The sequence below is a fragment of the Candidatus Rhodobacter oscarellae genome (genome assembly GCF_001078595.1).
Classification (GTDB): Bacteria; Pseudomonadota; Alphaproteobacteria; order Rhodobacterales; family Rhodobacteraceae; genus Rhodobacter_B; species Rhodobacter_B oscarellae.
The window spans coordinates 2,472,957-2,486,095 of sequence record NZ_LFTY01000002.1 but is presented as its reverse complement, the minus strand read 5'-3'; the positions used below and the strand labels follow the sequence as shown (position 1 = coordinate 2,486,095).

The following is a 13,139-nucleotide window of genomic DNA, read 5'->3' as shown; positions in this document are numbered from 1 at the left end:
CAGCGGGTTCAGAGGGTCGCCATAAAGACAAACGCCGGGGGGCTCAAGCGCTGGCGGGTCGGATTGACGCCCCCCCGGCGGCGGCGTAACGCTTGCGGCAGAGCAGAATGGAGCCGCAAATGACGCTTTCGAACGGACGCCACTACCTTGCAATCCCGGGCCCCTCCGTGGCGCCCGACGAGGTGCTGCGCGCGATGCACCGCCCGTCGCCGAATATCTACGAGGGGCCTTTGGTGGATATGGTGCCCGGGATCGTCGCGGATCTCAAGAAGGTGGCCCGGACCGAAGGCGAGGCCGTCATCTACATCGCCAATGGGCACGGCGCCTGGGAGGCCGCGCTGGCGAACACCCATTCGCGCGGCGACCGGTCCCTGGTTCTGGCCACGGGGCGGTTCGGGCATGGCTGGGCCGAGATGGCCGAGCGCATGGGGGTGATCTGCGATGTGCTGGATTTCGGGCGCTCGGATACCCATGACCTAGAGCGGGTCGAGGCCGCCCTGCGCGCGCGCGACGATTACGCCTCGGTGCTGGTGACACATGTGGACACCTCGTCCTCGGTGCTCAACGACGTGGCCGCGGTTCGCGCTCTGATGGACCGGGTGGGCTCTGGCGCGCTGCTGATGGCCGATTGCATCGCCTCGCTGGCCTGCGACCGCTTCGAGATGGACGCGCTTGGCGTGGACGTGATGGTGGCGGGCTGCCAGAAGGGGCTGATGGTGCCGCCGGGCATGTCCTATGTGTTCTTCAACGCCAAGGCGGACGCCGCGCGCGAGACGGCGAATTGCGTGACCTCCTACTGGGACTGGCGCCCGCGGGCCGCGCCGGAGGATTTCTACCAGTATTTCGGCGGCACCGCGCCGACGCATCACCTCTATGGGCAGCGCGCCGCGCTGGACATGATCTTTGCCGAGGGGCTCGAGGCCGTCTGGGCGCGCCACCGCGCCTTGGCCGGGGCGGTCTGGGCCGCGCTCGACTGCTGGGCGCAGGACGGGCCCTTGCGGATGAACATCGGCGACCCGGCTTTGCGCTCGAACGCGGTGACCGCCGTGAGCATCGGCAAGCCCCATGGCGCGCAGCTGCGCGGCTGGCTGACGCAGAACGCGGGCGTGACGCTGGGCATCGGGCTTGGCATGGCCACCGAGGAAGACCCCGCCTCCGAGGGCTACTTCCGCATCGGGCATATGGGCCATGTGAACGCGCAGATGGTGCTGGGATTGCTGGGCACGATGGAGGCGGGGATGCGCGCGCTGCAAGTGCCTTTCGGGGCGGGGGCCTTGGAGGCCGCGGCGATGGCCTGCACAGAGGCGGGCTAGGTCAGCGCGGCGCCGTTGGGGGCAGGCGGGTGTCTTTGGGTCGGCTTTGTGCGGCTTGGAGCGGGCATTAGAAACCCGCCCTAGGCCTGACCCTGGGGCCTCAACCTTGAGCCAAGCGCAACCTGGGCAGCGGCCGACCTGGAGGTCGCCTGCGCATGGGTTCTGTGTTGCGAACGATCTTCGAAAACGCGAGCGTTCCAATGGGTTGCGACGTTGCAAAAGCGGCCTCCTGGGGGAGGTCGGCCGCTGCCCGAGGCAAGCTCGGGCGGTTGTATTGCTTGGGTTCCGTCGCATCTGGTGTTGGCAAGCGTTGTCAGGGCCGCACGCATCCCGTCCAGCCTAAAGCAATCCCAGCGCGTCCTCGGCGATCATCTGCTCTTCCGCCGCAGGGACCACCCAGGCGCTGACCTTGGAGGTCTGCGCGTGCAGCCGGGGTCCGCCGCGGTGGTTGCCGTCGGGGTCCATGCGCAGCCCAAGCCATTCCAGGCCGCGCAGGATGCGCGCGCGCACCGCTACGGCGTTCTCGCCGATGCCGCCGGTGAAGGCGACCGCGTCGCAGCCCTCCATCGCCGCCACCAGGGACCCCGCGTGGCGCAGCGACCAGTAGCAGAAATGCTCGACCGCAAAGTCGCTCTCTGCGGAATGCTCCAGCACCAGGTTGCGCATGTCGGACTTGCCGCCGGAGAGTCCCAAAAGGCCGCTCTCGTGGTTCAGGATCGCCTTGGTGCGCTCTAGCCCGTTTTCTTCGACCAGGCGCAGCACGGCGTTGGCGTCGATCCCGCCGGAGCGCGTGCCCATGGTCAGCCCGTCCAGCGGCGAGTAGCCCATCGTGGTGGCCACGGACCGCCCGTTATGGATCGCGCATAACGACGCGCCGTTGCCCAGGTGGAACGCCAGCAGGCGCGAGGGCAGGGCGGCGCCGGACACCTCGGGCAGGCGCTTGACCATCGAGGCATAGCTGAGCCCGTGGAAGCCATAGCGCCGAATGCCCTTGGTCTCCATCATCTTGGGGATGGCATAACGCGTGGCGACGTCGGGGTTGCTGGTGTGGAAGGCCGTGTCAAAGCTGGCGAATTGCGGAAGGTCGGGGGCGGATGCGGAAAGGGCCTCGATGGCCGCGAGGTTATGCGGGTTGTGCAGCGGCGCCAGGGGCGTGCAAGAGACGATCTCGGCGATGTTCTCGGGCGTCAGGCGCACCGGCTTGGACAGGTGCCGCCCGCCATGCACCACGCGATGCGCGGCGGCGCGCAGCCCGCCTGGCTCTACGCCGACCTTCTTGAGCGCCGCCAGAACTGCGGCCAGTGCCGAGGTGTGGTCGATGAAGGGCTGCTCTTTGCGGGCGCCGTCGATCTCGAGGAAGGAGGCGCCGCCGATCCCGGCGGCCAGCCCGCGATGCTTTTCTTCCAGCGCGCCGTTGAATACCGCGAATTTGATCGAGGACGAGCCCGCGTTCAGAACCAGGATGTCCCCCGCATCGCCCATCTCAGTAACAAAGAACCGTGTCGGCGTCCGTCGTCATCTGCACCAGCAGCGTCGGCATGCCAAAGCGCGCGTTGTAGCCCTCTAGCAGGCCGTCATCATAGCCGCGGGCCTTGGCGGACATGCCAGAGACGCCCATCTCAGCGCCCGCCTCGCGAAGCCCCGCCAAGTGGTCGCCCACCCGGCCCGTGCCCTGCCCGGTCACGTCGGCATGGTCCGGTGAGAGCAGATGCACAGCGTCGCCCGCAAGAAAGAGCTGCACCGCGTGCCCCTCCTTGCAGCCGGTCAGGGCTACGAGCAGGCCGAGCGCGGCTTTGGTTGGGTTCTCGGGGCCCGTGTGGATGTGGATCAGAAGCTTGGCCATGATGAATTCTCCTCTGTGTCACTTGCGGTCATATGGCGCGAAACCTGGAAAATCTTTAGTGAATGTTCACCCGTTGTGCCGAATAATGGCACAGGGCGGGCACGGCCGTGCCGGTCGGAACCGGCACGGCCTGATCACGCGTTATTGCGGCACCATGTCGGCGGCGTCGATGCCGGCCACCTCGACGGGGTTCTTCATCGCGTCCCGGCGGAAGGGCTCGCCCAGCTCTTGGTTGATCATCGCCTCGATCAGCGTGGTGATGCCGTTCTTCTGGTCCCTCAGCGCTTGATCCAGCGCCGCGGTCAGCTCGTCCTGGGTGCGCGCGACAACGCCCTTCAGCCCGCAGGCCTTGGCGATGCCGGCATACGAGACTTCCTCGTCCAGCTCGGTGCCGACAAAGTTGTCATCGAACCACAGGGTGGAGTTCCGCTTTTCCGCGCCCCACTGATAGTTGCGGAACACGATCTGGGTGATCGCGGGCCACTCGCCGCGACCGATGGCGGTCAGCTCGTTCACCGCGATGCCAAAGGCGCCGTCACCGGCAAAGCCAACGACGGGCACGTTGGGGCAGCCGATCTTTGCGCCCACGATCGAGGGCAGACCGTAGCCGCAGGGCCCGAAGAGCCCAGGCGCGAGGTATTTGCGGCCCTCCTCGAAGGAGGGGTAGGCGTTGCCGATGGCGCAGTTATTGCCGATGTCGGACGAGATGATCGCCTCGCGCGGCAGGGCGGCCTGGATCGCGCGCCAGGCCATGCGGGGGCTCATCCAGTCGGGCTTGGCGGCGCGGGCGCGCTGGTTCCAGGTGGTGCCGGGGTCGTCCTGCTCCTCGTTCATCGAGGTCAGTTCCTGCGCCCAGGCGGATTTGGTCTGCGCGATGGTGGCCTTGCGCGCGGCGCGGTCGGCATCGCCGGCGGCGTCGCTGAGCTGCGCCAGGATGCCCTGCGCCACGCTGGCGGCATCGCCCACCACGCCGACGCTGACCTTCTTGGTCAGGCCGATCCGGTCGGGGTTGATGTCCACCTGGATGATCTTGGCGTCGGCGGGCCAGTACTCCATGCCATAGCCCGGCAGGGTCGAGAACGGGTTCAGCCGCGTGCCCAGGCAGAGCACCACATCGGCCTGGCTGATCAGCTCCATCCCGGCCTTCGAGCCGTTATAGCCCAGCGGGCCAGCGAAGAGCGGGTGCGAGCCGGGGAAGGCGTCATTGTGCTGGTAGCCGACGCAGACCGGCGCGTCCAAGCGCTCTGCCAAGGCCTTGGAAGCCTCAATGCCGCCCTCTGACAGCACCGCGCCCGCGCCGTTCAGGATCACCGGGAACTTGGCGCTGGACAGAAGCTCTGCCGCCGCGGCGACCGATTTGGCGCCGCCCTGCGGGCGCTCGAACTCGATGGGCTCGGGGATCGCGATGTCGACCACCTGGGTCCAGAAATCGCGCGGGATGTTCAGCTGGGCGGGCGCCGACAGGCGCTTGGCCTGGGCGATCACGCGGGTCAGGACCTCGGCCACGCGGGTCGGGTCGCGGACCTCTTCCTGATAGGCGACCATGTCCTCGAACAGCTTCATCTGCTCGACCTCCTGGAAGCCGCCCTGGCCGATGGTCTTGTTCGCGGCCTGCGGGGTGACCAGCAGCAGCGGCGTGTGGTTCCAATAGGCGGTCTTCACTGCGGTGACGAAGTTGGTGATGCCGGGGCCGTTTTGCGCGATCATCATCGACATCTTGCCGGTCGCGCGGGTGTAGCCATCGGACATCATGCCCGCCGAGCCCTCATGCGCGCAGTCCCAGAAATGGATGCCCGCCTTTGGGAAGAGGTCAGAGATCGGCATCATGGCCGAGCCAATGATCCCAAACGCGTGTTCGATCCCGTGCCGCTGTAGGACTTTTACAAAGGCCTCTTCGGTGGTCATCTTCATGGTGGCAGGCTCCCGGAAATGCTAACGCGGGCGGCACAATGCCCCCGCCTCTGGACCTCAGTTTTGTACGGCGGAGCGGGGTCAGCCAATAGGGCCAACCGGTGGGGCCGGTTATAGCCAGTCCGGGCGGGACGGGGCCGGGCAGGGCCGGGTCCCGGGAGTGGGCGCGCGCCGATCTATGCCGCCAGCGCATCGGCGATCAGACCGATGCCCTCGGTGATGCGTTCTTTTGGGATCGAGGAATAGGCGAGACGGTAGAAGGCGTTGTTTTCGTCCTCGGGCCCAAAGAAGGCCCGCCCCGGCTCGATCAGCACGCCCATCTCGCGCAGCCGCTGCGCCAGATCGATCGTGTCGACGCCTTCCGGCGCGCGCATCCAAAAACTGGAGCCGCCGAAATTGCTTGGCGCCGCCAAATCAAGACCGAACTCGTGGATCGCGGCCTCCATCACGGCGCGCCGCTCGGCATAGGCCGTGCCCATGCGCCGGACCTGCGCGTCGTAATGCCCAAGGGACAGGAAATAGGCCACCGTGCGCTGGATATGCCCCGGCGGGTGGCGCAGCACCAGCCCGCGCAGCGCGCGCGCCTCGCGAATGAAGGTCTCGGATCCCACCAGGTAGCCCAGCCGCAGCCCCGGGAATACCGATTTCGAGAACGAGCCAATATAGACCACCGCCCCGGTTTGATCGAGCGATTTCAAGGCGGGCGAGGGCGAGCGGGCAAAGGACATCTCGAATTCGTAATCGTCCTCGACGATGATGAACCCGTCCTGCGCGGCTCGGGCCAGCAGCGCGCGGCGCCGCTCCACCGGCATGGTCGCGTTGGTGGGGGACTGGTGCGAGGCGGTGGTGAACACCACATCGACCTCGCTTGACAGCGCCTCGGGCGGCAACCCGCCCGCGTCGACATCCACGACATCCAGCTTGCAGCGTGTGGGCTCTAGGATCTCGCGCAGCCCGGGGTAGCAGGGGTTCTCGATCGCGGCGGTGCGGCGCTGCGTCAGCAGGACCTGGGCGGCCATCCACAAGGCGTTCTGAGCGCCCAGCGTCAGCAGGACCTCCTGCGGGCGGGCGGCGATGCCGCGCCGCGGCAGGATGTGGCGGGTGATGAACTCGATCAGGCGGGCGTCGTCGCGCTCGTAGTAATCCGCGGTCATGGCCTCGAAATCGCGCTGCCCGAGCGCCTTCAGGGCGCATTGCCGCCAGTTCTGGTGGTCAAATAGCGTCGCGTCCGCCTGGCCATAGATGAACGGGAACTTGTAGCGCCGCCAGTCGGAGGGGCGCACCAGGGGGGCATAGCGCGAGAAGCGCTGGCCAATCGCGCGGGTCCAATCCACGGAATCCGCGGTCGCCTGGTCGGGGATGTCAAACACCGGTGGGCGCGGCGCGTTCTCGGACACGAAATAGCCCGAGCGCCCCTCGGCCCGCAGGAAGTCGTTCGACACAAGCTCGGTATAGGCCAGCGTGACGGTGATGCGGCTGACGCCCAGCTGCTCGGACAGGCGTCGGCTAGAGGGCATGCGCTCGCCGGGTTGCAGGCGGCCGGACAGAATGCCCTCGGTCACAAGTTCCTGGATCTGCTGCTGCAGCGTGCCCTCATAGCTGGGATCAAGCACAAAGCTTTCGGCGGGTATGACCAACGTAAGAGACCTCGGGCGGTGGGATAACTGGACTTAACAGCGCTGGGCGCATAATGCCAGAGCCAGATGCGGCAACCGGATGCTGGGCCGCGCGCGTTGGGGGGCTGTGAAACCTGGGGCGACCGGCGATGCCGCGACGGCGCCTAGCCTCGAAGAGCGCCGGGCGTGCGACCGTTTACCGGGCCGCTGGTCTGGTCCGCGCGGTCTTGCTTGGGCATGGGGGCCGGGTCCGCGGTTGGGTGGACGCGCTCGGACGGGTCCGCGCCGATCACGCGCCGGCGCCGCGCCATGAAGAGCGGCCCCCAGCCGCGCAGGGTGCCAACCGAGGGCGCCTGCGCGTCGCAAGGAAAGCGCGCGCGCCATTGGCGGGGCAGGGCGAGGCCGCAGGCCTCCACCCGCTCCAGCATCCACACCAGCGGTATATTCGACAAGGGCCGCGCGGGCAGGAAGCCGCTGAGCTGCCCGCCCACATCGCCATGGCTGCCACGGAACCAGACCTGCTCGACATGGCCGGGGAAATCTTCGGTGTCGTCCCAAAGCACCGGCGCGAAGGCCTCGCGCGTCTCGTCGCGCGCCAGGGCGTGGTAGGCGTGCTTTACCTGCGCGCCCAGCTCGTGATTGTGGAAGCGGTGCTTGGTCTCGGTCCAGCGCCACAGCACCGGCAGGCGCATCCCCAGCGCCTTCACCGTGTCCCAGACGCCCAGCATCTCGATCTCGGGCGCGTCGTGGCAGTAAAGCTGGGTGAACCTCTCGCAGGCCTCGCTGGTCCCGCCGCGCTCGTAATGGCGATAGGCGTCGCGGATATGGCGCACGGTGGCATATTCGGGCCGCAAGAGCCCGACGCGGTCGATCACCCCCGCCAGCGAGCGCACCGCATAGGCCCCGCGGGAATACCCGAACAGAAAGATCCGATCCCCGGGGCGGTAGCGCGAGGCGATGAAGCCATAGACGCGCCGGATCTGCCGGTTGATGCCGCGCCCCTCGATCACATCCCGCGCCGAGGTCCAGTTGCGCCACTGGATGCCCGCCTCGTATCGCAGGCTGATCCGCTTGTCGGGCGCCATCTCGCACAGAAGCTTATAGAGCAGCCCGGCATTTGTCTCGTAGCCGAGGCGCAGGGTGGACATAGAGCCGTCAATGATCACCACATGATCGACGCGGTCGCGCGTGGGCCCCGCGGGGAACGTGCGGGACTTCGGGCCGCGCCCGATCCAGCCTGCTATGCGATCAAATAGCTTCACCCTCTAACTCTTTCAAAGTCTCCCACATTTTGCCCGGCGTGAACGGCATGTCCACCCGGCGCGCGCCCTTGTCCCAGGTCGCATCCAACACCGCGTTGGCCACCGCGGCAAGCGCGCCGACGGTGCCGGCCTCGCCGCAGCCCTTCATGCCAAGCGGGTTGGCGGTTGAGGGCACAGGATAGGTTGTAAACGAGATCCATGGCAAATCTTGGGCACGCGGCATGGCGTAATCCATAAAACTTGCGGTCAGCAGCTGCCCGGTCTCGTCATAGACCACGCGCTCTTGCACCGCCTGGCCCACGCCCTGGGCCACGCCGCCATGTACCTGCCCCTCTGCAAGCAAGGGGTTGAGAAGGTTGCCAAAATCGTCGGTGACGGTGTACCTTACCACCTCCGTTTCGCCGGTGTCGGGGTCTATCTCCACCTCTGCTATATGGGCACCATTTGGATAACTGCGACCGGGCAGCTCCTCACGCTGCATAAATTTCAAGAGATCCTCGCGCCCGGCGGCGCGCGCCATCTCGGCGGCCTCCAGGAAGGTGGGCGTCAGGTTCGAGCCCTCGGCGCGGAACCGCTCGTCATCGAACTGCACCGCCTCTGCGGGCAGGCCCATCTCGTCCGCCAGGAACGCCGAATAGGCCGCAACCATCACCCTAACCGCATGAAAGGTCACGTTGGTCTGCACCGTCATCGAGCGCGAGCCGCCGGTGCCGCCGCCCTGCGCGATGGCGTCGCTATCGGCCTGCACAAAGCGGATCTTGTCGGCGGGGATGCCCGTCTGATCGCTGAGATAGGAGACCATCGTGGTCTCATGCCCCTGGCCGTTCGAGACTGTGCCGACATAGATCGTCGCCGTGCCGTCCGCGTTGAAATCGACCTGCACCGATTCAGAGGGCTCGCCCAGGATCGACTCGATATAATAGCACAGCCCCAGCCCGCGCAGCTTGCCCGCCGCATGTGAGGCGGCGCGGCGTGCCGCGAACCCCGCGCGGTCCGCCTGCGCCTCTGCCTTGGCCAGAACCGCGCCGAAATCGCCCACGTCATAAAGCTCGCCCGTCGCACTGCGATAGGGGAACTGATCGGGCCGGATGAAGTTCATCCGCCGGAACTCCCACGGGTCCAGCCCCAGATCCCGCGCGGCATAATCCATAGCGCGTTCAAGCACATAGATCGCCTCTGGCCGCCCGGCGCCGCGATAGGCGTCCACCTGCGTGGTGTTGGTATAGACCCCCACCGAGTGCAGATAGGCCGCCTGGCAATCATAGGTGCCCATCATCACCTTGGTGAAGAGATCGGTTTGAATGCCTTGGGACATAACGGAATTATACGCCCCAATGTTGAAGACATTCTTCACACGGTAGCCGATGATCTTGTGGCCCGCGTCCAGCGCCAGCTCGGCGGTCGAGACCAGGTCGCGCCCGGAATTGTCCGTCAGCATCGATTCCGTGCGCTCTGCCATCCACTTCACCGGGCGGCCCAGCAGGCGCGCAGCGGCGATCACCGCGTAGTATTCGGGGTAGGGGAAGGCCTTGGTCCCAAAGCCGCCGCCCACATCGGGGATGGTCACGCGCACCGCGTCGGGGGCCAGCCCAAAGGCCCCGGCCATGAGCTGCTTGATCCCCCAGACGTTCTGCCCGCCAAAGCACAGATGCATGCGCCCGTCCTGCCACTCGGCGTAGCAGGCGCGGGGCTCCATGGCGTTGCAGAAGATGCGGTTATCCGAGATGTCGTAGCTGAGCACCTTGGCGGCGCCCGCAAAGACCTGCTCGACCGCGGCCTCGTCGCCGAAGCCATAGTCGATGGCCACGTTCCCAGGCGCCTCGGGGTGGATCTCTGGGCCGCCGGGGGCGATGTCGAGATGCACCGGCAAGTCGTTGTAATCGATCATGATTAAGTCGGCGGCGTCCTTGGCGGCCTCCATCGTCTCGGCGATGATGCAGGCGATGGGCTCGCCCACGAACCGCACGCGCTTGCGGGCCAGGCAGGGGCGTTCGGGGAACGCCCCGTCCGAGCCGTCGCGGTTCGGGAACTGCCGCGAGAACATGCCGACCTTGACGCCCTGCGCCTCTAGGTCCTCGACGGTCAGCACCGCCAGCACGCCCGGGGCGGCGCGGGCCTCGTCAAGGTCCAGCGCGCCGAACTCGGCATGGGCCATAGCGCTGCGCAGGAAGTAGGCGACCGCCGCGCCCGCGGGCGCGATGTCGTCGACATACCGCCCCTCGCCGGTCAAGAAGCGTTGGTCTTCGATCCGACGGATCGGCTGGCTCTTGCCAAAGGCTTGCATGGGGTGCTCCGCGCATTTGAGTGTCGCGGTGGAGCCTAGCGGAGGGCGGCGGAATGTCTAGCGCCGGGCGTGGGTCTTACCGAGGGGTAAACGCGGCGGGCGGTGGTTTCGGCCCGCCGCGCCGCGGATCGGGGTTAACCCCTTATTTTGCTGGAAAATCCGCGGTCGGCAAAGCGTCGGCAAAACGTCGGCCTTGCGTATGGCACCCTGTCGGGCAGATCGCAGGGTTAATCGACCGTGCGGGGCTTGGGGGCGGCGCCTCAGAGAGGCGCAATCCTGGTGGCGCCGCCATGCAGGAACACCGCGCGGGCAAAGAGCGTCAGATCCACCGGGTTGGGCAGGCGTATATCGCTGGCATCGGGAACGGCCTTGGCGTCGGGGTCAAACCGGCGGTCGATCTGGCTGATGCACAGGAATGACACGCCCGAGCGGCGCGCGAAGGCGCTCAGTTGGGCGACCTGCGCGTCAAGCGGCGGGTGCGCGCGGCGCTGGTCCAGAAGCTGCAGGTAGTCGATGACCGCGACCGTGCCGGGGCCCGCGCCATCCAGCGCGCTGGTGATGTAATCGGCAGAGATCTCATCGGCCACGTCGAACCGCACCGCGTCCCCCGCGCGTCCCCCGACGGTGTGATACGGTTCGGCGATTTCCTCGGCGGTGTAGTCCAGCGAGAAGACCGCGCCCGCATGCCCGGCCTTGGTCGCCTCTGCGAGGATCTCCAGCGCCAGAAGCGTCTTGCCCTGGCCGGGGCGGGCCGCGATCAGCACCAGCTCTCCCGGGGTGAGCGCGGCCAGCACGCTCTGCGCGGGGCTGTTCGGGGCGGTGTTCGAAAGATGGCTCCAGGATTGGAACCCCTGGTCCGCGGCGACCTTGTTCAGGGCCGCGTGCAGCGGCAAGCCGCCGTCGCGGGCGAGCTGCTTGGCCTGGCGTTTCAGATAGAAGATGGGTGCAGAGATCTGCAAGGTTGAACCCTCCAAGGCGCGGCCTGGCTGCAGTCCCTCCGTTATGCGCGGCGCGTGCCCCGTCAGGTGTGTTGGTACAAGCGGCCCCGCATGCGTTCTGCTTCCCCGTGCCGGAGGGCGGTGGCCCGGGCCAGGGCCATGCGGCTACCGTATCCGGTGGGACTGGCGGGTCAAGGCCCAGGTGGTGAAGCCGCGCCGTTGACGCCGCGCCTGAGGCCTCACCGTTGGAACCTCACTGTCCAAAACCGACCCCCAGGTCGAAAACGGGACAGCATTGCCCGGCCTGGTGTAGAGTCTGCGGGGAATACGGGAGGATTTACATGTTGGATAGTTTGACTTTGGCGGGGGGGCGCCTCTCTGAGGCGCAAAAGGCGCAATATTGGGACCAGGGGTTTCTCTTCCCGATCCGCGCGATCCCCGAGGACGAGACCGCCGCCCTGCGGGCCGAGTTCGAGGCGCTGGAGCGGGAATGGCTGGACAATGGCCTGCCGCAGCCCCTCAACACCTACAAACGCCTGAACGCGCATACCGTGATGCCCATGGTGGCGCGCACGGCGCGCGACGCGCGGGTGCTGGACGTGGTGGAGGGCGTGCTGGGCCCCGACATCATGATCTACTCCGCCGAGTTCTTCATAAAAGAGCCCCGCACCAAGCATATCGTGTCGATGCATCAGGACCTGACCTATTGGGGGCTGGGGGCCATTGACGGGCTGGTGACGGCCTGGCTGGCGCTGTCGCCCGCCACGGTGGAGAGCGGCTGCATGGACTTCGTGCGCGCCAGCCATAAGAACGCGATCCAGCCGCATCAGGACACCTATGCCGAGGACAACCTGCTGAGCCGCGGCCAGGAGATCGAGGTGGATGTGGCGCCGGAGGATAAGGTGAATATCGCGCTGCGCCCGGGCGAGATGTCGCTGCATCACGGGCTGACGATCCATGGCTCGGGGCCGAACGCGTCGGATGACCGGCGCATCGGGATGGTGATCCGCTATATCCGGCCCGACATGGCGCAGGAGGAAGGCCACGAGGACCACGCGATGCTGGCGCGCGGCGCCGACAGGCATGGCAACTTCACGCCGGTCGCGCCGCCGCGCGAGAACTTCGCGCCCGAGGCGGTGGCGCTGCACGAGAGGATCCGCCTGCAGCAGGCGGCGGTGATGATGAAGGGCGCCAAGAGCGGCTCGGCCGCGGGGATGTATGACTGATGGAGCATGTGAAATTCACCGCGATGAAAGATGGCGACAAGGAGGATTACGCGTTCCTGCACCCCTTGGAGGTCGAGTACGCGTCTGGTACCGCCGACCGGCTGCTGAAGGCGCTGGTGAGCCTGGACGAGAGCCTCTCGGGCTATCAGGTCACGCGGCTGGGGCACTCGCTGCAATCGGCCACGCGGGCGGAGCGGGATGGGGCGGATATCGACTGGGTGGTCTCGGCCTTGCTGCACGACATTGGGGACATCTTCGCGCCCTATAATCACGACGAATACGCCGCCGCGATCCTCAAGCCCTTCGTGCGCGAGCAATGCACCTGGGTGGTGGAGAAGCATGGCGACTTCCAGATGATCTATTACGGGCACCATGTGGGCGCCGACCCCGAGAAGCGGCAGCAATATGCCGGGCACAGATACTTTGACGACTGCGTGGCGTTCTGCGCGCGCTGGGACCAGGCGTCGTTCGATCCGGGCTATGACACGCGGCCGATAGAGCATTTCGCCGCGCGGGTGCATGAGGTCTTCGCACGCCAGGCCTATGACCCGGCGGTGATCCGCACAGGCGAACGTGAGCCGCTGGTGGTGTAGCGTGGGATTTTGCGTGAGGTGGCTGGATTTGACCTCCAGCGGATATGGGCGCGACGCAATTTTCTTGCAAGAAAATTGCGAAACTCTTGCAAGAGTTTCCTCAGCGCGCCCCAAAATGATCCCTTAATCGCACCCCCTTGCCGCTTGCGGGCC

10 protein-coding genes are annotated in these 13,139 nt (G+C 66.8%); 3 read left to right on the top strand and 7 right to left on the bottom strand.

The genetic code is table 11. The features are described from left to right. Window positions 1-119 precede the first annotated feature (119 nt). On the top strand, window positions 120-1,313 hold the full coding sequence (locus tag AIOL_RS16665; RefSeq protein ID WP_049644020.1) for a pyridoxal-phosphate-dependent aminotransferase family protein: 1,194 nt from the start codon (window positions 120-122) through the stop codon (window positions 1,311-1,313). Window positions 1,314-1,652: 339 nt separating this feature from the next. On the opposite strand, the gene AIOL_RS16660 is transcribed toward AIOL_RS16665, so the two are convergent. The 7 genes from AIOL_RS16660 to AIOL_RS16630 all read right to left on the bottom strand — a co-directional run bounded on the left by AIOL_RS16660 (window position 1,653) and on the right by AIOL_RS16630 (window position 11,188). After that, a complete protein-coding gene (locus AIOL_RS16660) occupies window positions 1,653-2,795 on the bottom strand; it encodes an acetate/propionate family kinase (RefSeq protein ID WP_049644019.1) in 1,143 nt (380 codons plus the stop codon). Between the two features lies 1 nt (window position 2,796). Further along, on the bottom strand, window positions 2,797-3,156 hold the full coding sequence (locus AIOL_RS16655) for a DsrE family protein (RefSeq protein WP_049644018.1): 360 nt from the start codon (window positions 3,154-3,156) through the stop codon (window positions 2,797-2,799). A 141-nt stretch (window positions 3,157-3,297) separates the two neighbouring features. Beyond that, on the bottom strand, window positions 3,298-5,067 hold the full coding sequence (gene xsc, locus AIOL_RS16650) for a sulfoacetaldehyde acetyltransferase (RefSeq protein ID WP_049644017.1): 1,770 nt from the start codon (window positions 5,065-5,067) through the stop codon (window positions 3,298-3,300). A 176-nt stretch (window positions 5,068-5,243) separates the two neighbouring features. Beyond that, window positions 5,244-6,704: a MocR-like pyridoxine biosynthesis transcription factor PdxR gene (gene pdxR / locus AIOL_RS16645; protein ID WP_049644016.1), complete on the bottom strand. Its 1,461-nt coding sequence runs from the start codon at window positions 6,702-6,704 to the stop codon at window positions 5,244-5,246. A gap of 143 nt (window positions 6,705-6,847) precedes the next feature. After that, on the bottom strand, window positions 6,848-7,945 hold the full coding sequence (locus AIOL_RS16640; protein ID WP_053101297.1) for a DUF2235 domain-containing protein: 1,098 nt from the start codon (window positions 7,943-7,945) through the stop codon (window positions 6,848-6,850). Then, window positions 7,932-10,229, bottom strand: a complete 2,298-nt coding sequence (locus tag AIOL_RS16635) for a xanthine dehydrogenase family protein molybdopterin-binding subunit (RefSeq protein WP_049644015.1) — start codon at window positions 10,227-10,229, stop codon at window positions 7,932-7,934. The genes AIOL_RS16640 and AIOL_RS16635 overlap by 14 nt, the downstream gene beginning before the upstream one ends. Before the next feature lie 260 nt (window positions 10,230-10,489). Further along, window positions 10,490-11,188 carry a DNA helicase gene (locus AIOL_RS16630; protein WP_049644014.1) on the bottom strand — a complete coding sequence of 233 codons (699 nt, stop codon included), beginning with the start codon at window positions 11,186-11,188 and terminating at the stop codon, window positions 10,490-10,492. A 320-nt stretch (window positions 11,189-11,508) separates the two neighbouring features. Here AIOL_RS16630 and AIOL_RS16625 point away from each other — a divergent pair, with 320 nt between their 5' ends. Together AIOL_RS16625 and AIOL_RS16620 are read left to right on the top strand one after the other, a co-directional pair. Then, entirely contained in the window at window positions 11,509-12,393 is an 885-nt protein-coding gene (locus tag AIOL_RS16625; RefSeq protein WP_049644013.1) for a phytanoyl-CoA dioxygenase family protein, read from the top strand. Continuing rightward, on the top strand, window positions 12,393-12,986 hold the full coding sequence (locus AIOL_RS16620) for an HD domain-containing protein (RefSeq protein ID WP_049644012.1): 594 nt from the start codon (window positions 12,393-12,395) through the stop codon (window positions 12,984-12,986). Before AIOL_RS16625 ends, AIOL_RS16620 begins: the two co-directional genes overlap by 1 nt. The last annotated feature ends 153 nt before the right edge of the window (window positions 12,987-13,139 follow it).

What these genes read in the sequence shown, in the direction of transcription:
- AIOL_RS16665 (WP_049644020.1), top strand. Translation starts at nt 120, where the DNA reads ATGACGCTTTCGAACGGACGCCACTACCTTGCAATCCCGGGCCCCTCC.
- AIOL_RS16660 (WP_049644019.1), bottom strand. Translation starts at nt 2,795, where the DNA reads ATGGGCGATGCGGGGGACATCCTGGTTCTGAACGCGGGCTCGTCCTCG.
- AIOL_RS16655 (WP_049644018.1), bottom strand. Translation starts at nt 3,156, where the DNA reads ATGGCCAAGCTTCTGATCCACATCCACACGGGCCCCGAGAACCCAACC.
- xsc (WP_049644017.1), bottom strand. Translation starts at nt 5,067, where the DNA reads ATGAAGATGACCACCGAAGAGGCCTTTGTAAAAGTCCTACAGCGGCAC.
- AIOL_RS16635 (WP_049644015.1), bottom strand. Translation starts at nt 10,229, where the DNA reads ATGCAAGCCTTTGGCAAGAGCCAGCCGATCCGTCGGATCGAAGACCAA.
- AIOL_RS16625 (WP_049644013.1), top strand. Translation starts at nt 11,509, where the DNA reads ATGTTGGATAGTTTGACTTTGGCGGGGGGGCGCCTCTCTGAGGCGCAA.
- AIOL_RS16620 (WP_049644012.1), top strand. Translation starts at nt 12,393, where the DNA reads ATGGAGCATGTGAAATTCACCGCGATGAAAGATGGCGACAAGGAGGAT.